Source organism: Mesorhizobium sp. M1307 (assembly GCF_040318155.1).
Classification (GTDB): domain Bacteria; phylum Pseudomonadota; class Alphaproteobacteria; order Rhizobiales; family Rhizobiaceae; genus Mesorhizobium.
The window spans coordinates 1-18,714 of the sequence record NZ_JAMYLR010000043.1 but is presented as its reverse complement, the minus strand read 5'-3'; the positions used below and the strand labels follow the sequence as shown (position 1 = coordinate 18,714).

Genomic DNA, 18,714 nt, shown 5'->3' with positions numbered 1-18,714 from the left:
TTGTCCTCGCATAGCTGCCACGAGGACTGCCCTGGCCGGCATTTGAACCAGCCCGTCGAACATCAGGACGATTGAGGAACAACGCAGGAACGCTTTTGTTCCAGTCAGCGCTGGGCGGATGCTTGACAGATCGGCAAACCATGATCTGAACCGCAGGCGCAGCAAAACGGTCCCACTTCGAGAATGGCCTAGTTTCGCCCGTAAAACACATTCTCGACATGCACCGGCCAGCGCCACGGCAGCACCGCCACCATGTCGAAGCGCACCGATAATTTTCCGTAGTCGGATTGGCGCGACAGCCAGAAATCGGCGGCGCCTTCGATGCGGTGCTCCGATTCGCGACCGACGGCTTCCATTGCCTCCCTCAGCGTGCGGCGCGCCTTGACCTCGACGATCAGCACCAGATCGCCACGCCGCGCGATCAGGTCGATCTCGCCGAACCTGGTGCGGTGGCGGCGGGCCAGAATCCGGTAGCCTTTCAGCATCAGCGCCGCCGCCGCCAGCCATTCGCCGTGATGGCCGCGCCGGTAGGCCTTTTGCCGGCTGGCGCTCGGCCGTTCAGCCATCGCCGTCTCCGCCGGCCCCGTCTCTTCCGGCATTCTTGAGGTCGAGCAGCCGACGATAGAGCGCCTGCTTCTGGCTACCCGTCATCTTGGCGGCTTCCGCCGCTGCCTTGGAGGCCGGCATTTCGGCGGCGAGCGAAAGCAGAAGCCGGTCGATGTCTTCTGGCTCATCAGCGACCGCATCGGCCGGACCGACGCAGATGACGATTTCGCCTTTCGGCGTGTCGGCTGCCGCGTAGTGGCTGGCAAGCGACTGCAAGGTGCCGGTCCGCATTTCCTCGAAGGTCTTGGTCAGCTCGCGGCCGATCGCCGCCTTGCGGGCACCGCCCAGCACCTCGACCATGGCACTGAGCGTCTCGGCCAGCCGGCGTGGCGATTCGAAGAAGATCAGCGTTGCCGGCACCGCCTTCAGCGCTTCCAGCCGCGTCAGCCGCTGCCCGGTCTTCACCGGCAGGAAGCCGGCAAACAGAAAGGCGTCCGAAGGCAGGCCGGATGCCGTCAAAGCGGCAAGTGGCGCCGACGGTCCGGGGATCGGCACGACACGAATGCCGCGTTCCAGCGCCTCACCGACCAGCCGGTAGCCGGGGTCGGAGATGAGCGGCGTGCCGGCCTCCGAGATCAGCGCTACGCTTTGGCCGGCCAGCAGCGCCGCGATCAGCTTCGGTCCGGCCTCGCCGGCATTGTGCTCGTGGTAGGCGGTGGTGCGGCGGCGGATGCCGTAGCGGTCGAGCAGCACGCGGCTGACACGTGTGTCCTCGCAAGCGACGATATCGGCGGCGGCGAGCGTTTCCAGCGCGCGCAGCGTGATGTCGGCGAGATTGCCGATAGGCGTCGCCACCAGGTAGAGCGCCGGCTCGAGCGGCCGGGCGGCGATTTCGGTCTGCCCGACCACATAAATGCGTTTGGCCGATTCGCCGGTCACCTGCACAACTCCGTTCGACCCTGTTTGGCACGGCTCACGCTTGGTTGCAAAAGCCTGGGTTGCAAAGGCCCTGGTTCCAAAAGGGATGCCGACGTGAACCAGCCGCCATGCCTTCGCCATAGTAGGGAACGAAACCGTTGCCGGCGAATTTTGCACCTGATCTCGGGAGGAGCAGGATGAACAGCCTGACGATACAGGACGTTTTCGAACCCTACTATGCCGGCCGCAAACGCTTCGCCGCGCCAAGCGACAAGGGCCTGCCTGCCGAAGCCGCAGATGGCAGAGCCAAGAAGCCGCTTGCACGCCAGCGAACGGCAGAGAGCAAGCCCGCAAACGAAACCGACCGCACGATGGAGCACTGACCGGACGATGCCCAATCGCTTCGACATTTTCATCACCCGCCTCGAAACAAAAAGCGCCCGCGATGGCGCAGCGTCACATTCCACAGACGACCAGCACCACGCCTCACGCGACAAAAGCGAGATCAAGCCGGCCCGTTCCGGAGAGACCAGCGAAAAAGATCGCGCCAAACACCGCCACAAGCACGAGGCTTGACCCCGCAAACCTTAGCGATCGGTCGAGACAGTTCTCGAAGCGCGGTTGCGAATGCTCCGCGATGTATCATTCAACCCAGATACTTCGAGACACGCGCCTCCAGCAGGCCCACCAGAGCCGGGTCCATGAATGCATAGTCGTCGGGAATATCGAGGCAGATTACTCGAGCCTTTTTCAGGCTTGTCTTGAATTTCTGCTGCAGTTTGGCGCGGTGCGTTTTTTCCATCACGAAGATGATGTCGGCCCAGGCGACGAGTTCATGCGTCAACGGAATGTCGGCATCGTGATTAGTGCCGGCCGAAGCGACCTCGATGTCCCGCCGCTTGGAAAACACCTGCTCCGCCGTCGGGCTGCGCAAGCGATTCTGGCTGCAGATGAAGAGAACGTTCTTCAACGTGCTATCTGGCCAAATCCGCCACGACCGCATCGAGCACGATCATGCCGGCCGGCGTGGCGCGCAGGCGGGCATTGCCGATCGGCGCCACCAGGCCTTCGTCCTGCAGCACCGACAGCCGTGCCGTCGACAGGCCACGCCCTGAAAATGCCTCGTAGCGGGAAAGGTCGATGCCCTCCGCCAGCCTCAGCCCCATCAGCAGGAACTCGTCGGCCTCTTCCGACCGCGTCAGGACCTCGCCGCCGGTAACGCCATGACCCTTGGCCTCGACCAGATTGGCCCAGGTCTCCGGCATTTTCTCGGCGATCGTCACCACGCGGCGGCCATTTTCGACGAACCGGCCATGCGCGCCGGGACCGACGCCGACATATTCGCCATAGCGCCAGTAGGTGAGATTGTGCCGGCTTTCGGCGCCGGGCCTGGCGTGGTTGGAAATCTCGTAGGCCGGCAGTCCGCGCGCGGTGGTGATCTCCTGCGTTAACGCGTAGAGATCGGCGGCAAGCTCATTGTCTGGAATGATGAATTTCCTTGCCGCATGCAGTGCATGGAACGGCGTGCCTTCCTCGATGGTCAGCTGATAGAGCGACAGATGGTCTGCGGCGTGGCCGATCGCCTGCTCGAGCTCCGCCTGCCACGCTTCCGGCGTCTGACCGGGCCGCGCGTAGATCAGGTCGAACGACAGCCGTGGGAAAATCTCGCGCGCTAGGCCGATCGCATGCAGGGCCTCATCGACATTGTGCAAACGGCCGAGGAAGCGCAGATCCTTGTCGTTCAGCGCCTGCACGCCAAGCGATACCCGGTTGACGCCGGCCGCGCGATAGCCGCGAAAGCGCTCGGCCTCGACGGAGGAGGGATTGGCCTCCAGTGTCACCTCGATGCCGTCAGGCACCGTCCAGTTCTTCGCCACTGCATCCAGCACCGCCGCCACGGTCTGCGGTTTCATCAGCGATGGCGTGCCGCCGCCAAGAAAGATACTGGTCACCTCACGCGGCCCGGTGCGGCCGCGCATCGTCGCCAGCTCGGTCTCGAAAGCGCGGGCAAAACGCTCTTGGTCGACCGGCTGGTGGCGGACATGGCTGTTGAAGTCGCAATACGGGCATTTGGCCGCGCAGAACGGCCAGTGGACGTAGACGCCGAAACCAGGCCTGCGGTCGAGCAGCATGGTCATACGGCGGCCAATCGGGCTTGCGCGAATTTCTGGAAGGCGCGGGCACGGTGCGACAATGCGGTTGGCTGGCCGGGCTTCCAGCCATGCTTTTCCTTCGCGCTCATCTCGCCGAAGGTCTTTTCGAACCCATCGGGCAAGAACACCGGATCGTAGCCGAAGCCGAGCTCGCCGCGCGGCGGCCATACCAGCGTGCCCTCGACCTCACCGCGAAAATATTCCGCCTGGCCATCGGGGAAGGCCAGGCAGATGACCGCGACAAAGCGGCCCTTGCGCTGGGCAGGCGTGATCGCGCCAACTTCCTGCAAGGCCACTTCCGTGCGCTGCATGGCCATGCCGAAGTCGCGGGAGCCGTCCGGCGTCTCGGCCCAGTTGGCGGTGTAGACGCCGGGTGCGCCGTCGAGCGCATCGACACACAGGCCGGAATCGTCCGACAGCGCCGGCAATCCAGTGGCCTTGGCGGCGGCCAAGGCTTTTATGAGGGCGTTCTGCTCGAAAGTGGTGCCGGTCTCGTCTGGCTCCGGCAAGCCGTATTCCTTTGCGGACTTCGCTTCTATGCCGAATGGCGCCATCAGATCGGCGAATTCCCGCAATTTACCGATGTTATGGCTGGCGACGACGATCTTATGCCCGTCAAGCGAATGAACAGTTGGCGAATGCATCAGATGCCCCAGATTCTTGGCTCGGCGAATTCGATCGAATTGCCCGACGGGTCGCGAATATAGATCGAGCGGCCGCCCTGCGGCCATTCGAACTCGCTTTCGATGGCGATTTTCTTCGCCACAAGATGCGCTTTCCAGCGTGGGATTTCATCCGCGCTTGCGGCGAAGCAAAGATGGCCCTGGCCGACCGCGCCATGCGGCGGTACTTTGAGCTTGGCGTCGGCCGGCGGCGGCACTTTGGTCGCCTCGGCATTGAACATAAGCAGCACGCTGTCGCCGCAGCGGAAGAAGAGATGCCTGCCATCGACCTTGCCGAGCAGATCGAGCCCGAGCACGCCCGAATAGAACCGTTCCGCGGCAGCAAGGTCCGTCACGTAGAGTGCTGATTCCAGGATTGCAGAAGGAGTCACAGGATCGCCAATCTCATTAATATTGACCGCAGCTAAGCCACCGCCATTTGCTGCAAGCTGACCAGGCGCTGAATACCTTTCTTGGCGAGCCCCATCAGCGCCGCGAACTGCTCTTCCGAGAACGGCTCGCCCTCGGCCGTGCCTTGGATCTCGACGATGCCGCCCTTGCCGGTCATGACGAAATTGGCGTCGGTGCCGGCCGAGGAATCCTCGATATAGTCGAGGTCGATGACCGGCTGGCCATCATGGATGCCGCAGGAGATCGCCGCAACGTGATCCTTCAGCACCTTGCCCAGGCTCGCCATCTGGCGGGTTTCCATCCAGCGCAGGCAGTCGTAGAGCGCCACCCAGCCGCCGGTGATCGAAGCGGTGCGCGTGCCGCCGTCGGCCTGGATCACGTCGCAGTCGACGGTGATCTGCTGCTCGCCGAGCGCCTGCAGATCGACCACGGCGCGCAGGGAGCGGCCGATCAGCCGCTGGATTTCCAGCGTGCGGCCGCCTTGTTTGCCGGCCGAAGCCTCGCGGCGCATGCGCTCGCCGGTCGAACGCGGCAGCATGCCGTATTCCGCCGTCACCCAGCCCTTGCCGGAGTTGCGCATCCAGCCCGGCACCTTTTCCTCCAGGCTGGCCGTACACAGCACATGCGTGTCGCCGAACTTCACCAGGCACGAGCCTTCCGCATGCTTGGAGACGCCGCGCTCGAAGGAGATGGGGCGCATTTCGTCGAATTGGCGTTTGGAAGGGCGCATTCAGGCTTCTTTCTTTCTTCGGAATCTTGGCCGGGGAATCTTGGCCGGCTTGTAGCCGCACGGGGCGTGAGGCGCAAAGGAAAATGGACCGGTTGCGCCGACACCGCGGAAGTCTATATCTTCGGGGCGGAGGTTTTTGGCTCGAAATGACAAAGGCAGTCGATCCCGGTTTGCAGTCGCACGTGCTCCCGTCGCACGCGCTGCAATCGCCCGCGCTTCAATCGCTCGACATGCGTTCGCGCGACATCTTCCGGCGCATCGTCGATTCCTATTTGAGGGATGGCGAGCCGGTCGGTTCGCGCAGCCTGTCGCGCATCCTGCCGTCGTCGCTGTCGCCGGCCACCATCCGCAACGTGATGAGCGACCTTGAGCATCTCGGCCTGATCTATGCGCCGCACATTTCGGCTGGCCGGCTGCCGACTCAGGCAGGCCTGCGCTTCTTCGTCGATGCTTTCATGGAACTTGGTGACCTCTCCGACGAGGAGCGCCGCACCATCGAGGCCCAGGTGCGCGCCTCCGGCTCGGGCGCGACGCTGGAGCATATGCTGACCGAGGCCAGCCAGATGCTGTCCGGCATGTCGCGCGGCGCCGGCCTCGTGCTCGCCGCCAAGAATGAGGTGGCGCTTAAGCACATCGAATTCATCCAGCTCGAGCCGACCAAGGCGCTGGCCGTGCTGGTCTCGCAGAACGGCGACGTCGAAAATCGCGTCATCGATCTGCCCGCCGGCATCACCATCTCGCAATTGCACGAAGCCTCCAACTTCCTCAACGCCCATATCCGCGGTCGCACCCTGGCCGAGGCGCGGGTCGAGATCGCCCGCATCAAGGAAGAGACCAGGGCAGCCCTCGACACGCTGTCGCAGGATCTGGTCGAGAAGGGCCTGGCGGTCTGGGCAGGCGCTGAAAGCGGCGTGCCTGGGCGGCTTATCGTGCGCGGCCGCGCCAATCTCCTGGAAAACGTCACTGCCCAGGCCGACATAGAATTGCTGCGGCATCTGTTTGAGGATCTGGAGACGCAGGATGGGCTGATCCAGCTTCTCGACCTCGCCGAGGCAGGCCCAGGCGTGCGCATATTCATCGGTTCGGAAAACAAGCTGTTTTCGCTGTCTGGCTCCTCGCTGGTGGTGGCACCCTATCGCGACAAGGACGCGCGCGTCGTCGGTGCGCTCGGCGTCATCGGGCCGACGCGGCTGAATTATGCGCGCATAGTACCGATGGTCGACTATACCGCGCAGCTGATTTCGCGCATGCTGAGCTAGGAGCCGCCGCGGGCCTGCCGCAAGGAGGAGAAAAGAATGGCGCTGGAATCGTTCAAGGCCCAGATCAGTCTGCTGCTCGAAGAAATGATCAACCAGCCAGAGGATCAGCACGAGGTGCAAGAGCAATTGCGCGAGAAGCTGCAAGAGATGCGGGCGATGGGTTTGCCGCTGCCGGCCGATCTGGTCGCGCTGGAAAAGCGCCTCGACGACGACTTTTACGCCTCTGGCAACTGAACGGGTTCGGCTTCAAATCCTCGTGTGCTGGACGGCCGCTTGGAACGATCAATACCTGATGCCGTTTGCCCTGTTCGAGGCGAATCCCGGAGGACGTTGATGATCCGATCTGGCGGCTTTGCGGCCGTTGCCGCTGCCCTCCTTGTTGCGACACCGGCAGCCGCCCAGCAGGCGGACCAGAATGTGCTCAAAGGCGAAGCCGCGTTTGGCGATTGGCAAGCCGACAGGCCTGGCGTCCGACGCCTGATTGGGCCGCGAGACATGCCGGCAGCCGACCCCGGCCAATCCGCTTCGAACGGCGCCGGCGTGGCGGAACGGCCCGAAAGCGCCAAGCCAGAATTGCCGTCGGGCTTTTCGGCTGAAATGATCGCATCCGGCATCGTCAATCCACGTGTCGTGCGCGTCGCTCCGAATGGCGACCTGTTTGTTGCCAACAGCCATGCCGACCAAATACGCGTCTATCGTCTCGCCGAGGGCAGCGCCAAGCCCATCGAGAAAGCGATCTTCGCCAAGGGGCTCAATTATCCCTACGGCATCGCCTTCTATCCGCCAGGAGACAAACCGCAATGGGTCTATGTCGCGAACAGCGACAGCATCGTCCGCTTCCCCTATCGCGATGGCGACTTGAAGACATCCGGAAAACCAGAAACCATTGTCGCCCAAATCCCGTCGGGTGGTCACACGACCCGCGACATCGCCTTCTCGCAGGACGGCAAAACGCTTTATTTGTCGGTTGGCTCCGCCTCGAACGTCGCCGAGGATATAGGCAAGGAGCCGGATAGCGGCCTCGACGCCTGGGCCAAATCAAAGCCGCTCGGGGCGGCCTGGGGCTCCGAGGACGGCCGTGCCGATGTGCTCGCCTTTGACCCGGATGGGAAAAATCCCCGAACTGTCGCCACCGGCCTGCGCAACTGTACGGGCATGACCGTGCAGCCCGCCACCGGCGCATTGTGGTGCGTCGTCAATGAGCGCGACGAGCTCGGCGACAATGTGCCGTTCGAATTTGCAACAGCGGTCAAGGACGGCGGATTCTATGGCTGGCCTTGGTACTACATCGGCAATAACGAGGATCCGCGCCATCAGGGCGAGCGGCCAGACCTCGCCGGCAAGGCCACTGTCCCCGATGTATTGATGCAGGCGCATTCGGCGCCGATGAATATAGCCTTCTACGACGGCAAGAACTTCCCGGCGGATTATCAGGGTGACGCCTTCGTCGCCATGCATGGTTCGTGGAACCGTGGCGCCAGGACCGGCTACAAGGTGGTAAGGCTCAAATTCAGGGATGGCAAGCCGACCGGCGAATATGAGGACTTCATGACCGGCTTCGTCATCTCGAACGACGCCGTCTGGGGCCGCCCGGTCGGTGTCGCGATGGCCAAGGACGGCTCGCTGATCGTCACCGAGGACGGTAATGGCACCATCTGGCGCGTTACCTACGAAGACGGCCGCTCCTGAACGGCGGTGTCGCCTGCTGCGCTGGCGCAATCGAATCCGGGCCGAGGGAATTCACCCAACTTCAACATTGTGCGACAAGCGCGAATCATGACACTCACCGGGTTTCTCGCCTATAGCGCCGCCCTCGGCATCGCCGCGGCCATCCCCGGCCCCGGCGTCACCGCGCTCGTTGCGCGTGCGCTGGGTTCCGGCTTCCGCTCGTCGCTGGCCATGTCGTTCGGGCTGATGCTCGGCGACCTGACCTATCTCACTGCCGTGGTGCTCGGCCTGGCTTTCGTCGCACAAACTTTCGGCATGGTCTTCCTGGCCATCAAATGGCTGGGCGTCGCCTACCTCGCCTTTCTTGGCTGGCGTTTCTGGACGAGCGGCATCACGCCGGAGACGGTGGAGGCGAAGAAAGGCAAGGGCGGCTTGGCATCCAGCTTTGTAGCCGGCCTCGCCGTCACGCTCGGCAATCCGAAGACGATGATCTTCTATCTTGCCATCACCCCGACCATCGTCGATCTGAAGACGATCACGCTGGCCGATTACGGCATCCTCGTCGCGCTCACCATCGTCGTCCTGCTCGTGGTGCTGGTGCCCTATCTGGCGCTGGCGGCCAAGGCGCGCTGGTTCCTGAAGTCGCCGCGGGCGCTGAGGGTACTCAACCGCACCGCCGCGGGCTTCATGGTCGGTGCGGCGGCGGCAATTGCCGCCCGCCAATAGATCTCTTTCGCCAATCCGCCCAAGGATTGCCACGCCTTGCAAGGGCGGGGGTACTCAGCACGAACTTCACTCGGATATTTTTCGGTCGACAGCCTATCTTGCGCGGCGGATGGCTCTATCCTAGGCCCCGCCCGACTCTTGCCGCTTGACCTCTGGGAGGAAATCAATGAACAAGCCCGCCACCCCCGCACACGTGCCCGGCCGCGGCCGCATCTACAATTCGATCACCGAGACGATCGGCGACACGCCGCTGGTGCGGCTTGATAAATTCGCCAGGGAGAAGGGTGTCGTCGCCAATCTGCTGGCCAAGCTCGAATTCTTCAACCCGATCGCCTCGGTCAAGGACCGCATCGGCGTGTCGATGATCGAGGCATTGGAGGCTTCGGGCAGGATTACGCCCGGCAAGACCACCCTGATCGAGCCGACCTCGGGCAATACCGGCATCGCGCTCGCCTTTGCCGCCGCTGCCAAGGGCTACAAGCTGATCCTGACCATGCCGGAAACCATGTCCGTCGAACGCCGCAAGATGCTGGCTCTGCTCGGTGCCGAACTGGTGCTGACCGAAGGGCCGAAAGGCATGAAGGGCGCCATCGCCAAGGCGGACGAGCTGGCGGCAACGCTGCCCGACGCTGTCATTCCGCAGCAATTCGAAAACCCGGCCAATCCGGAAATCCATCGCCGCACCACGGCCGAGGAAATCTGGAACGACACCCATGGGGAAGTCGATATCTTCGTTGCCGGCATCGGAACCGGCGGCACCATCACCGGCGTCGGCCAGGTGCTGAAGAAGCGCAAGCCCTCGGTGCATGTCGTCGCGGTCGAACCGGAAGCCTCGCCGGTGCTGTCGGGCGGTCAGCCAGGCCCGCACAAGATCCAGGGCATTGGCGCCGGCTTCGCGCCAAAAATCCTCGATACGACGATCTACGACGAGATCGTCAAGGTCTCGAACGAGGATTCGGTTGCCAATGCACGGCTCGTCGCTCGGCTCGAAGGTGTGCCGGTCGGCATCTCGTCGGGTGCCGCCCTGCAAGCAGCGATCGTCGTCGGCTCGCGGCCCGAGAACAAGGGCAAGAACCTCGTCGTCGTCATCCCCTCCTTCGCCGAGCGCTATCTCTCGACGATCCTGTTCGAGGGGTTGGGGACTTAGGGTCTGGACACGAGTAGCGATCCCTTCGCGCTGCCCTCCGGCGGGCCGCTGAAAATACCTGTAGCGACATCGTTCGCTGGAGCGGCGGGTCCCTTCCGTATCAAATCGTCGCTGCCCGGCAGGTGGAGGACTTCATGTACAAGCTCTATACGCGTGCCAATACCGGCGGCTTTGTCATCGAGGCGGCGCTCGCTTTGGCGGGCGTGCCTTTCGACCAGATCGACGTTCCGAAGGGCCGACCCGACCAGGCCTTTTTAGATATCAGCCCCTTGAACCAGGTGCCGGTCCTGATCTTGCCGGACGGACGCTCGATGACCGAATCGGCGGCGATCTGCATCCTGCTGGCCGAGCGCCACCCGGAAGCAGGACTGGCGCCCGCTGCAAGTTCGGCTGACCGTGCCGACTTCCTGCGCTGGATGTTTTTCATGTCCTCCATCTATTCGGCTGACCTGCGGTTCTTCTACGCTCATCGCTACACGACCGATCCCCGCGGCGTGGACGCTGTCAAACAGGCGGCGGTCTCGGAAATGGATCGCAGCTTCGCCATTCTCGATGCCGCCCTCGCAGGCCATCACTGGCTGGCCGGCGACCGGCTCTCGCTGGCCGACATCTATCTCGTCATGTTGGTGGCCTGGCATCCGGAGGTCGCGAAGGTTCCAACCGCTTGGCCGAATATCGAACGCCTGTGGGCCAATTTGCGGGAACATCGAGTGATAAAGAGGGCTGAATGCTTCCCACGACATGTGGCCGGCCTAAGCACTCCGCCTTGTCTCAGTGTCTTTCCGCGTGGCCGAGCCATGCCCGTCGTTCCTGCAGGAACCGGCGCACGGCCGGATCGCGTTCGAGGCCGATAGCCCGGTCATAGGCCTCGCTCGCTTGCGGAACTTTGCCGAGTCTGGCCAGCAGGCCCGCGCGGGCGGCCCAGTAAGGTTGATAGTCATACAGCCGCTTGTCGCCGCTGAGTTGATCAAGCGCGCCCAATCCTGCTGAAGCACCTTCGGCCTCGGCAATCGCCACCGCACGGTTGATCGACACCACCGGCGAGCCGGCAATCACCGACAGCGCGTCGTAGAGCTCCTTGATCGCGACCCAGTCGGTACAACCGGTCAGCCGCCGTGTCGTATGGGCGGATTGCACGGCGGCCTCGAGCTGGTAGCGGCCGACAACACCCTCGGCGGCCGCGCGCCCGAGCAGCGCCTCCGCTTCATCGATCAGGGTGTCGTCCCACAATGCAAGATCCTGCTCGGCCAGCGGCACATAGTCACCCGCCGCATTGCGCCGGGCTGCACGCCGCGCCTCGGCGAACAGCATCAGCGCCAGCAGGCCGAGTGCTTCCGGCTCATCCGGCATCAGCGAGGCGATCAGACGGCCGAGCCAGATGCCTTCGGTCGCGAGATTGCGGCGCCGCGTTTCGGTGCCGGCCGGGTCGGACCAGCCTTCGGCAAACGCCGCGTAGATCGCTTCCAGAACGGTGCCCAGCCGCTCGCCGAGCTCGGCCCGCTCCGGCACGCGGAACGGAATGCCTGTCTCGCGAATTCGCGTCTTGGCGCGCACCAGGCGCTGGCTCATCGTGGCTGGCGAGACAAGAAAAGCCGAGGCGATGGTCGCTGCGTCGAAGCCCAGGACCGTCTGCAGGATCAGCGGTGCTCGCACGCCGGCCTCAATCGCGGGATGGGCGCAGGTAAACATCAGCCTGAGCCGCTCGTCCGGCAGGTCTTCCTCGGCCATGCGCGCCTCCATCTCCTCGGCGATCAGTCTGAGGTGGTCGCGGCCCGCCTCGCGTGTCAGCCGCCGTCTGACCGCGTCGACGCGGCGCTTGCGTGCCACCGCCAGCAGCCAGGCTTCCGGCTTATCGGGCACGCCCGCCTGTGGCCAACGCTCGAGCGCCGCTGCAAAGGCATCGGCCAATGCGTCCTCGGCAGCGGCCACGTCGCGCGTGCGCGCGGCGAGATAAGCGACCAGCTTGCCGTAGCTTTGCCGGGCGGCCGCTTCCGCCGCCGCCCGCGCAGTATCGGGCAATTCCGGCATCACATGGTGAGTTCCCAGATCGGCCGCACCTCTACCGTGCCGGTGCTGGCGCCCGGGCAGCGCGCCGCCCAGGCAATGGCGGCGTCGACGTCCTCCGCTTCGATCATATAGAAGCCGGCAAGCTGCTCCTTGGTGTCGGCATAGGGGCCGTCGAGCACGTTGGACTTGCCATTGGCCATCCGCACCGAGGTAGCGGATTGCGTCGGCTTCAGCCGGTCGCCGGCGAGCCAGGCTCCGGATTTCTTCAACGCTTCGGTGTAGGCGACGTACGCGCTCGACATCTGTGTCACCGCATCTGCTGGCGCGGCTGCCATCCCCGCTTCGTTTCCATAGATCAAAAGCATGTATCGCATGGTCTTCTCCCGTTTCTCGAAGGCCGCATCGTTGCGAGCCGGACTTATGTCGCGCGGCCCTGCCGGATTTCGACAAGCGCTGGAAAAATCTTTCTGCCGCGATGCGACCTCGCGCAAGCGCCAACGTGTTGCGGCACTGCTTAGCCGTTCGTCTAATCGCTGCTATTGCGGGTTGGCATTTCCCGCCCGCTGTCTAAACTCGCTTCGTGCCGCCGAGGAGGGCACGGCGGCGAATTTTCAGGGAGGAAATCGCATGCTCAATTTCAGGACGAAATTTGTTGCAGCCGGCGTGCTGGCGCTGTCGCTTGGCCTTGGCGCGGTATCGGTCAAGGCACAGGAATTCATCAACGTGCTGACCGGCGGCACGTCCGGCGTCTACTATCCGCTCGGCGTCGCGCTGTCGGAAATCTACGGCAAGGGCATCGAAGGCGCGCGCACCCAGGTGCAGGCGACGAAAGCGTCGGTCGAAAACCTCAACCTGCTGCAGCAGGGCAAGGGCGAGATCGCCTTTGCGCTCGGCGATTCCGTCAAGCTGGCCGCCGAAGGCAACACCGAAGCAGGCTTCCCAGGCAAGCTCGACAAGCTGCGCGGCATTGCCGCCATCTATCCCAATTACATCCAGATCGTCGCCAGCAAGGAATCCGGCATCAAGACGCTCGCCGATCTCAAGGGCAAGAGCCTTTCGGTCGGCGCGCCGGCCTCAGGCACCGAGCTCAACGCCCGCACGATATTTGCCGCTGCCGGGCTGAAATACGAAGACCTCGGGCGGATCGAATATCTGCCCTTCGCCGAATCGGTGGAGCTGATCAAGAACCGCCAGCTCGACGCCACGCTGCAGTCGGCTGGCCTTGGGGTCGCGTCGATCCGTGACCTCGCCACCTCAGTGCCGGTAAACATCGTTGCCGTGCCGGCGGAGGACGTCGCCAAGATCGGCTCGCCCTATCTTTCCGTGGTCATCCCCAAGGGCACCTACGAGGGCCAGACCGAGGATGTTGCGACCGCCGCCGTCGGCAATTTCCTGATCACCAGCGCCGATGTCTCCGACGAGACCGCCTACCAGATGACGAAACTGCTGTTCGAGCATCTCGACCAGCTCACCGCTGCCCACGCCGCCGCCAAGGCGATCGACCCGGCCAAGGCGCTCGACGGCATGCCGGTGCCGCTGCATCCAGGCGCCGAGAGGTATTACAAGGAAAAGGGATTGGTGAAGTAAGGAGCCATCCCTCCCCTTGAGGAGAAGGTGAACAGCTGCCGAAGGCGAATGGACGGGTAGGGTCGGTTGAGGCCGCGCACTGCCGCACCGACCCCACCCGCCTCGCTTCGCTCGGCACCCTCCCCTCGAGGAGGGGACCGCCCCGCCAGGAACCCCGCTAATGACCGTAACCCCGACCGTTCTTTCCCCCACAGCGGAAGCTCCTGTCGAAGGATTGCCGCCTGGCTTCGGCGAAGGCATCGCCGGCAAGGCGGCTTTTTTTATCGCCATCGCCTTCTCCATCTTCCAAATCTACATCGCCGCCTATGGCAGCCTGCCGAGCCAGGTCATACGCGCCATGCATGTCGGCTTCCTGCTGCTGCTCGGCTTTGCCCTAATCGCCAATCTGCGCGCCAAAAGCGTCCCGGCGAAAGCAGTGTTCTGGACGCTCGGCCTGCTTGGTTTCGCCACCGGTCTGTACAATTGGGTGTTCTATGCCGACCTCATCCGCCGCTCCGGCTTTCTCACCACGCCTGACCTGATCGTCGGCGCGGTGCTGGTCGTGCTGGTCTTCGAGGCGGCGCGGCGGTTGATGGGGCTGCCGCTTGCCGTCATTGCCTTCATCTTTCTCGCCTACGCATTTGCCGGCAATCATCTGCCACCGCCGTTCATCCATCGCGGCTATGATTTCGCCCAGCTCGTCGACACCTTCGCCTACGGTACCGAAGGCATCTACGGCACGCCGATCTATGTCTCGGCCGCCTACATCTTCATCTTCGTCGTTTTCGCCGCCTTTCTTGAGCGCGCCGGCATGATCGCGCTGTTCAACGATTTTGCGCTTGGCCTGGTCGGCTCATGGCGCGGCGGCCCGGCACAAGTCTGCGTGCTGTCCTCGGCGCTGATGGGCACCATTTCCGGCTCCGGCGTCGCCAATGTGGTGGCCAGCGGCCAGTTCACCATCCCGCTGATGAAGCGCTTCGGTTTCCGCTCGGCCTTCGCCGGCGCCGTCGAGGCGACCTCGTCGATGGGCGGCCAGATCATGCCGCCGGTGATGGGAGCGGTTGCCTTTATCATGGCCGAGACCCTGAACATCCCCTATGCCGCGGTGGTCAAGGCGGCGATCATTCCGGCGCTGCTCTATTTCGGCGCCTGTTTCTGGCAGGTGCACCTGGAAGCCGGCAAGGCCGGCCTGCACGGCATGGCCAAGGCTGACCTGCCCAATCCGTGGGATGCGGTGAGACAACATTGGCCGCTGGTACTGCCTCTCGCAGCACTGATCTACCTGCTGTTTGCCGGCTACACACCGGTGTTCGCCGGCACCATGGGCCTGGCGTTGACCATTGTGCTTATCCTCGGCACGCCGCTGGCAGCATCGATCGGGCCGCTCGCCTTCCGCATCGTCTTCTGGCTGGCGCTCGGGCTTGCCGCGGCTTCCTTCATGAAATTCGGCGTCAACATCCTCAGCCTGGTCATCGCCGTGCTGGTCGCCGCCTGCCTCACCTTCAAGGGCGGGCGCGAGACGCTGCGCATATGCGTGGATTCCCTTGCCGAAGGAGCAAAGAACGCGCTGCCGGTCGGCATTGCCTGCGCCATTGTCGGCATCGTCATCGGCACGTTGACGCTTACCGGCATCGCCTCGACCTTCATCGGCTGGATCATCTCGATCGGCGAGAACAATCTGTTCCTGTCGCTGCTTTTGACCATGCTCACCTGCCTGGTGCTCGGCATGGGCATACCGACCATTCCCAACTACATCATCACTTCGTCGCTGGCCGGGCCAGCGCTGCTGTCGCTCGGCGTGCCGTTGGTGGTCAGCCATATGTTCGTCTTCTATTTCGGCATCATGGCCGATCTCACCCCGCCTGTGGCGCTGGCCGCCTTCGCCGCCGCACCCATGGCCAAGGAAAGCGGCCTCAAGATCGGCATCCAGGCCACCAAGCTTGCCATTGCTGGCTTCGTTGTGCCGTTCATGGCGGTCTATACCCCGGCGCTGATGCTGCAGGACCCCGGCCCGATCGCCGCCCAGTTCGGCTATCCCGTCGAGGTCGCCTATATCGTCATCAAAGCCTGCATGGGTATCGTCCTGTGGGGCGCCGCGGCGGTCGGATTTCTCGCCCGGCGCATGGCCTGGTGGGAACGCCTCGTCGCCTTCGCCGCCGGCGTGCTGCTGGTTGCGGCGCTGCCGCTCACCGACGAGGCGGGCTGGGCGCTGTCCCTTGCCTGGATCGGCTGGCACTGCTGGCGCGCGCGGCAGGCTTCGCTGGCTAATTCAGCATGAGCCTCTGCATCGTCGCGGCCGGCAAGACGGTGACGCTCGCGGTCGCTGCCTTCACGCTCTCCTGGGTGCATTCGGTGGAGAAGACCCAGTGGCAGGAAGACTGGAAGGTGCTGCCGTCCGGCCTGCAGCTGGTCGAGGCCCGCATCAAGGGATCGGGCGCCGGGATGGAGCCGCCGCAAGGCTCGGTGCTGAGAAACGGCTGGTGGGTCTATGCGCCCAAGGTCGGGCCACAGCGGCGCCTCGCGCTCGCCGCCTCGGGCGCCACGGGTCAGGACTGGACGCTGTGCACGGCGCAGGACTGTCGCGAACTGGCCAAGCTGGCAGGCGGCACGATCTCGCTGGAGTCGTGCGGGCCGGAGGGCTCCAGCCAGCCGCGGTAGCGCGCGATCATGCCGGCAAGCGGATGCGAGATCTCGACATGGAAGCGGAAGCGGCCATCCTTCACCGATTCGTAGGAAGTCGAGCGTGGACCGAGCCACATCGGAAGCGGCAGGCCAAAAAAACTCCAGCGGCGCAAGACCAGCGCCAGCCGGCCGTCATCGGCAACCAGCGCCATCGCGAAGGTCAGCGGGCCGAAGCGTTCGCACAGCAAGCGCTGCGATCGACCCCGGCCTGCGGACTGTAGGCTCGAAAAACTGTGCTTGCCGAATGTCCGGGTCCAGGTCTCGCCGTCCTTGTCGGTGTCGAAGCGGACATGAACCGGGATGTCCTCGCTTGCCCCGGGGAAGCCGACCGTCCAGGCCATTAGCCGGCCAAGAACATTGCGCCCGCGTTCGACGCGCGCGCGGCCTGCGGCCGTGATCGTACGGTCATGCATTGACCTAATTGCCTCGGGAAGGCCTTGCCAGGCGGCACCGAGCAGCTCGGCATAAAGCGGCTTGTCCTCGTCCGCCGCCCCGTTCCTGAAGCCGGTGTAGATTGTCCGCCCGGCGAACAGGGCTTCATAATCCCGGAGCTCCAAATCGCGCACCCCCGCCCGTGCGCCCGGCGCGGGCTGATGTCCGGCCAGCGCTTTGCGGGCCAGTGCTTCGACCGCCATCGACGGGATCAGCGGCCCGTCATTGCCCTCGGCCAAGAGATGCCACGAGCGCTTGACGATGGCGCCCGCCCGGCCCGATCCCTCCACCTCGACGAACATGCCGCCGCGATGCTCGCCCCAGCGCAGCCGGTTCGTTGCCTGATGCATCAGCAGCGCCAGCGGCGAAAGCGAACCGATCAATCCGGTGCGCACCAGCCAGGCGAGGCCGATCAGGGCGCGGTGCAGCATTTCGGGAACCGGCCCGGCGCCCATCCAGATGGTCCTCGCCTCCGGCCAAAGCGCGGCCAAGGCGCGCAGGTCCGGAACGTCGACCAGAGAAAACAGCGTGTTTCGAAGCGGCAGCCGGCCCGGCGGCGCGATAGTGTAGCGCAGCTGCCCGGTAAACGGACGGCCTTGTTCGGGACGGCCATTGCGAACAAGCCGCACCGGCCGATAGCCCGGATGACGTTCCCGCCGACGCCGGCAAAGGGCGAAGGCGCGATGCCGCCGCGAATGCCGTCGACCCGCGTCAGGTCCGAAGACAGGCGACGCACCACCGCCGCCGTCAGCACCGGAAAGCTCGAGACGCCGGACAGCACGAAGACGCCGGCGTTTCGCGCCGCCTCGTCGAACGCAGAGACACCGGCGACGAAATCCGAGCCGTCGGCTAGATCGAGATAGTTGATGCGCCGGGCGATGCAGGCCTCGATCAGGCGATAGCGTCCCTCGCCATAGGCCTGGAACGGACCGCTCGCGTCGACTACAATATCAGGCTCAAATGCAGCGAGTTGCGCGGCGAGATCGCCGTCACGGTCGAACAGCGCCGGCACCAGCTGGGCTGCTGTCGGGGCGCGCTTCTTGCAATACGCGTCAGCCTTGGCGAGCGAGCGCCCGGCGACAAAGAGGATCAGATGCGGCTCGCCCTCCAAAAGCTCGACGGTGCGACCGCCAAAGGTGCCGTAGCCGCCGACGACAAGAACCTTCATCCGCAGTTCCCCCAAAATGCCCCGCCCGCTCCCGGCCACGGCAACGAACCTAACCGATCAATCTTGCCCTCACCTCGGCGGAAGGGATTTCGCAATTGTCCTTCTTGCCGAACAGGGCGTAGCGGTTCTTTGCGATACGGTCGTAGAGCCAGTCGCGAAGCGGGCGCGGCAACAGCAGCAGGATCCGCGCCGCCCGCCACGGCCAGCCGAGTTCGGCCATGACGGCAACGAAACTGTCCAGGCGGGTGAAAGCCGCGCCATCGACGATGACGAGATTGGTCTCGTAGCGATCCGTCCGCAGCCCGTATTTCTTGAACAGCATCTCGCCGAAGGGCGACTGCGCCGTTACGAAATGGAAGCGGCCCTTGCGGTCGAGCTTCACCACCATGCGCACAAAGCCCGAGCACAACACGCAAATACCGTCGAACACGATCAACGGGCGACTTGATTCGAATTCTGGCGGCTCAGGAGAATGGTTCGGCTTGATGATCACGTGACGCCCGGCAGCTGGTGTCAGGCGACACTAGGCCTGCCGGCGGCTGGATCAAAGCCCGGATAGTGTGCTGAAGGTTCTGCAAAAAGTTTTGGAGAGAGAACGGGGCTTGCTCTGAGGGGCGAGCGGCCATGGCACGGTGGTGA

The 18,714-nt window shown here is 64.1% G+C and carries 22 protein-coding genes and 1 pseudogene; 11 read left to right on the top strand and 12 right to left on the bottom strand.

Annotated features, from left to right (window positions below):
* Positions 1-188 precede the first annotated feature (188 nt).
* Together NKH16_RS28935 and rsmI are read right to left on the bottom strand one after the other, a co-directional pair.
* Positions 189-566 (bottom strand): YraN family protein, encoded by a 378-nt coding sequence (locus tag NKH16_RS28935; protein ID WP_352614736.1) that lies wholly within the window; start codon positions 564-566, stop codon positions 189-191.
* Positions 559-1,485 (bottom strand): 16S rRNA (cytidine(1402)-2'-O)-methyltransferase, encoded by a 927-nt coding sequence (rsmI, locus tag NKH16_RS28930; RefSeq protein WP_352903082.1) that lies wholly within the window; start codon positions 1,483-1,485, stop codon positions 559-561. The genes NKH16_RS28935 and rsmI overlap by 8 nt, the downstream gene beginning before the upstream one ends.
* Before the next feature lie 176 nt (positions 1,486-1,661).
* Here rsmI and NKH16_RS28925 point away from each other — a divergent pair, with 176 nt between their 5' ends.
* Together NKH16_RS28925 and NKH16_RS28920 are read left to right on the top strand one after the other, a co-directional pair.
* Positions 1,662-1,847 carry a hypothetical protein gene (locus NKH16_RS28925; RefSeq protein ID WP_352745556.1) on the top strand — a complete coding sequence of 62 codons (186 nt, stop codon included), beginning with the start codon at positions 1,662-1,664 and terminating at the stop codon, positions 1,845-1,847.
* Between the two features lie 7 nt (positions 1,848-1,854).
* Positions 1,855-2,040: a hypothetical protein gene (locus NKH16_RS28920; RefSeq protein ID WP_023678976.1), complete on the top strand. Its 186-nt coding sequence runs from the start codon at positions 1,855-1,857 to the stop codon at positions 2,038-2,040.
* A gap of 70 nt (positions 2,041-2,110) precedes the next feature.
* On the opposite strand, the gene NKH16_RS28915 is transcribed toward NKH16_RS28920, so the two are convergent.
* From NKH16_RS28915 to rph, 5 genes are read right to left on the bottom strand one after another with little or no spacing between them, the layout of a single operon-like run.
* The gene (locus NKH16_RS28915) at positions 2,111-2,434 is read right to left on the bottom strand and encodes a low molecular weight protein tyrosine phosphatase family protein (RefSeq protein WP_023678977.1); all 324 of its coding nucleotides are present in this window, start codon (positions 2,432-2,434) and stop codon (positions 2,111-2,113) included.
* Positions 2,435-2,438: 4 nt separating this feature from the next.
* Positions 2,439-3,602 carry a radical SAM family heme chaperone HemW gene (gene hemW, locus NKH16_RS28910; RefSeq protein WP_352451877.1) on the bottom strand — a complete coding sequence of 388 codons (1,164 nt, stop codon included), beginning with the start codon at positions 3,600-3,602 and terminating at the stop codon, positions 2,439-2,441.
* The gene (rdgB, locus tag NKH16_RS28905; RefSeq protein ID WP_352457898.1) at positions 3,599-4,261 is read right to left on the bottom strand and encodes an RdgB/HAM1 family non-canonical purine NTP pyrophosphatase; all 663 of its coding nucleotides are present in this window, start codon (positions 4,259-4,261) and stop codon (positions 3,599-3,601) included. The genes hemW and rdgB overlap by 4 nt, the downstream gene beginning before the upstream one ends.
* A complete protein-coding gene (locus NKH16_RS28900) occupies positions 4,261-4,671 on the bottom strand; it encodes a VOC family protein (RefSeq protein ID WP_352457897.1) in 411 nt (136 codons plus the stop codon). Before NKH16_RS28900 ends, rdgB begins: the two co-directional genes overlap by 1 nt.
* 32 nt (positions 4,672-4,703) lie before the next feature.
* The gene (gene rph / locus NKH16_RS28895) at positions 4,704-5,420 is read right to left on the bottom strand and encodes a ribonuclease PH (RefSeq protein WP_023678981.1); all 717 of its coding nucleotides are present in this window, start codon (positions 5,418-5,420) and stop codon (positions 4,704-4,706) included.
* 146 nt (positions 5,421-5,566) lie between these two features.
* Between rph and hrcA the strand changes: the two genes are divergently transcribed.
* The 6 genes and pseudogenes from hrcA to NKH16_RS28865 all read left to right on the top strand — a co-directional run bounded on the left by hrcA (position 5,567) and on the right by NKH16_RS28865 (position 10,976).
* Positions 5,567-6,679, top strand: a complete 1,113-nt coding sequence (gene hrcA, locus NKH16_RS28890; protein WP_036239090.1) for a heat-inducible transcriptional repressor HrcA — start codon at positions 5,567-5,569, stop codon at positions 6,677-6,679.
* 36 nt (positions 6,680-6,715) lie between these two features.
* The gene (locus tag NKH16_RS28885) at positions 6,716-6,913 is read left to right on the top strand and encodes a hypothetical protein (RefSeq protein ID WP_023678983.1); all 198 of its coding nucleotides are present in this window, start codon (positions 6,716-6,718) and stop codon (positions 6,911-6,913) included.
* Positions 6,914-7,012: 99 nt separating this feature from the next.
* Positions 7,013-8,368, top strand: coding sequence for a PQQ-dependent sugar dehydrogenase (locus NKH16_RS28880; protein ID WP_352745562.1), 1,356 nt, complete (start codon positions 7,013-7,015; stop codon positions 8,366-8,368).
* An 87-nt stretch (positions 8,369-8,455) separates the two neighbouring features.
* On the top strand, positions 8,456-9,073 hold the full coding sequence (locus NKH16_RS28875) for a LysE family translocator (protein ID WP_352451872.1): 618 nt from the start codon (positions 8,456-8,458) through the stop codon (positions 9,071-9,073).
* A 166-nt stretch (positions 9,074-9,239) separates the two neighbouring features.
* A complete protein-coding gene (gene cysK, locus NKH16_RS28870) occupies positions 9,240-10,220 on the top strand; it encodes a cysteine synthase A (RefSeq protein WP_352457895.1) in 981 nt (326 codons plus the stop codon).
* A 134-nt stretch (positions 10,221-10,354) separates the two neighbouring features.
* A pseudogene (locus tag NKH16_RS28865) lies at positions 10,355-10,976 on the top strand (glutathione S-transferase family protein).
* A gap of 15 nt (positions 10,977-10,991) precedes the next feature.
* Here NKH16_RS28865 and NKH16_RS28860 read toward each other — a convergent pair.
* Together NKH16_RS28860 and NKH16_RS28855 are read right to left on the bottom strand one after the other, a co-directional pair.
* Positions 10,992-12,248 carry an RNA polymerase sigma factor gene (locus tag NKH16_RS28860; RefSeq protein ID WP_352903074.1) on the bottom strand — a complete coding sequence of 419 codons (1,257 nt, stop codon included), beginning with the start codon at positions 12,246-12,248 and terminating at the stop codon, positions 10,992-10,994.
* Positions 12,248-12,601 (bottom strand): YciI family protein, encoded by a 354-nt coding sequence (locus tag NKH16_RS28855; RefSeq protein ID WP_352451868.1) that lies wholly within the window; start codon positions 12,599-12,601, stop codon positions 12,248-12,250. Before NKH16_RS28855 ends, NKH16_RS28860 begins: the two co-directional genes overlap by 1 nt.
* A gap of 253 nt (positions 12,602-12,854) precedes the next feature.
* On the opposite strand from NKH16_RS28855, the gene NKH16_RS28850 reads away from it, so the two are divergent.
* From NKH16_RS28850 to NKH16_RS28840, 3 genes are all read left to right on the top strand, one after another.
* Entirely contained in the window at positions 12,855-13,814 is a 960-nt protein-coding gene (locus NKH16_RS28850) for a TAXI family TRAP transporter solute-binding subunit (protein WP_352457892.1), read from the top strand.
* 160 nt (positions 13,815-13,974) lie between these two features.
* A complete protein-coding gene (locus tag NKH16_RS28845; protein ID WP_352620840.1) occupies positions 13,975-16,071 on the top strand; it encodes a TRAP transporter permease in 2,097 nt (698 codons plus the stop codon).
* Positions 16,068-16,451 carry a DUF1850 domain-containing protein gene (locus tag NKH16_RS28840; RefSeq protein ID WP_352903070.1) on the top strand — a complete coding sequence of 128 codons (384 nt, stop codon included), beginning with the start codon at positions 16,068-16,070 and terminating at the stop codon, positions 16,449-16,451. Before NKH16_RS28845 ends, NKH16_RS28840 begins: the two co-directional genes overlap by 4 nt.
* On the opposite strand, the gene NKH16_RS28835 is transcribed toward NKH16_RS28840, so the two are convergent.
* The 3 genes from NKH16_RS28835 to NKH16_RS28825 are packed head-to-tail and all read right to left on the bottom strand — an operon-like array spanning position 16,340 to position 18,511.
* A complete protein-coding gene (locus tag NKH16_RS28835; protein WP_352903068.1) occupies positions 16,340-17,398 on the bottom strand; it encodes a DUF4166 domain-containing protein in 1,059 nt (352 codons plus the stop codon). The two genes, NKH16_RS28840 and NKH16_RS28835, sit on opposite strands and share 112 nt — an antisense overlap.
* The gene (locus NKH16_RS28830) at positions 17,320-18,075 is read right to left on the bottom strand and encodes a saccharopine dehydrogenase NADP-binding domain-containing protein (RefSeq protein WP_352747383.1); all 756 of its coding nucleotides are present in this window, start codon (positions 18,073-18,075) and stop codon (positions 17,320-17,322) included. The genes NKH16_RS28835 and NKH16_RS28830 overlap by 79 nt, the downstream gene beginning before the upstream one ends.
* 49 nt (positions 18,076-18,124) lie before the next feature.
* Entirely contained in the window at positions 18,125-18,511 is a 387-nt protein-coding gene (locus NKH16_RS28825) for a thiol-disulfide oxidoreductase DCC family protein (RefSeq protein WP_502911762.1), read from the bottom strand.
* Between the last annotated feature and the right edge of the window lie 203 nt (positions 18,512-18,714).

What these genes read in the sequence shown, in the direction of transcription:
- NKH16_RS28935 (WP_352614736.1), bottom strand. Translation starts at nt 566, where the DNA reads ATGGCTGAACGGCCGAGCGCCAGCCGGCAAAAGGCCTACCGGCGCGGC.
- NKH16_RS28925 (WP_352745556.1), top strand. Translation starts at nt 1,662, where the DNA reads ATGAACAGCCTGACGATACAGGACGTTTTCGAACCCTACTATGCCGGC.
- NKH16_RS28920 (WP_023678976.1), top strand. Translation starts at nt 1,855, where the DNA reads ATGCCCAATCGCTTCGACATTTTCATCACCCGCCTCGAAACAAAAAGC.
- hemW (WP_352451877.1), bottom strand. Translation starts at nt 3,602, where the DNA reads ATGACCATGCTGCTCGACCGCAGGCCTGGTTTCGGCGTCTACGTCCAC.
- rdgB (WP_352457898.1), bottom strand. Translation starts at nt 4,261, where the DNA reads ATGCATTCGCCAACTGTTCATTCGCTTGACGGGCATAAGATCGTCGTC.
- rph (WP_023678981.1), bottom strand. Translation starts at nt 5,420, where the DNA reads ATGCGCCCTTCCAAACGCCAATTCGACGAAATGCGCCCCATCTCCTTC.
- hrcA (WP_036239090.1), top strand. Translation starts at nt 5,567, where the DNA reads ATGACAAAGGCAGTCGATCCCGGTTTGCAGTCGCACGTGCTCCCGTCG.
- NKH16_RS28885 (WP_023678983.1), top strand. Translation starts at nt 6,716, where the DNA reads ATGGCGCTGGAATCGTTCAAGGCCCAGATCAGTCTGCTGCTCGAAGAA.
- NKH16_RS28880 (WP_352745562.1), top strand. Translation starts at nt 7,013, where the DNA reads ATGATCCGATCTGGCGGCTTTGCGGCCGTTGCCGCTGCCCTCCTTGTT.
- NKH16_RS28875 (WP_352451872.1), top strand. Translation starts at nt 8,456, where the DNA reads ATGACACTCACCGGGTTTCTCGCCTATAGCGCCGCCCTCGGCATCGCC.
- cysK (WP_352457895.1), top strand. Translation starts at nt 9,240, where the DNA reads ATGAACAAGCCCGCCACCCCCGCACACGTGCCCGGCCGCGGCCGCATC.
- NKH16_RS28860 (WP_352903074.1), bottom strand. Translation starts at nt 12,248, where the DNA reads ATGCCGGAATTGCCCGATACTGCGCGGGCGGCGGCGGAAGCGGCCGCC.
- NKH16_RS28855 (WP_352451868.1), bottom strand. Translation starts at nt 12,601, where the DNA reads ATGCGATACATGCTTTTGATCTATGGAAACGAAGCGGGGATGGCAGCC.
- NKH16_RS28850 (WP_352457892.1), top strand. Translation starts at nt 12,855, where the DNA reads ATGCTCAATTTCAGGACGAAATTTGTTGCAGCCGGCGTGCTGGCGCTG.
- NKH16_RS28845 (WP_352620840.1), top strand. Translation starts at nt 13,975, where the DNA reads ATGACCGTAACCCCGACCGTTCTTTCCCCCACAGCGGAAGCTCCTGTC.
- NKH16_RS28840 (WP_352903070.1), top strand. Translation starts at nt 16,068, where the DNA reads ATGAGCCTCTGCATCGTCGCGGCCGGCAAGACGGTGACGCTCGCGGTC.
- NKH16_RS28830 (WP_352747383.1), bottom strand. Translation starts at nt 18,075, where the DNA reads ATGAAGGTTCTTGTCGTCGGCGGCTACGGCACCTTTGGCGGTCGCACC.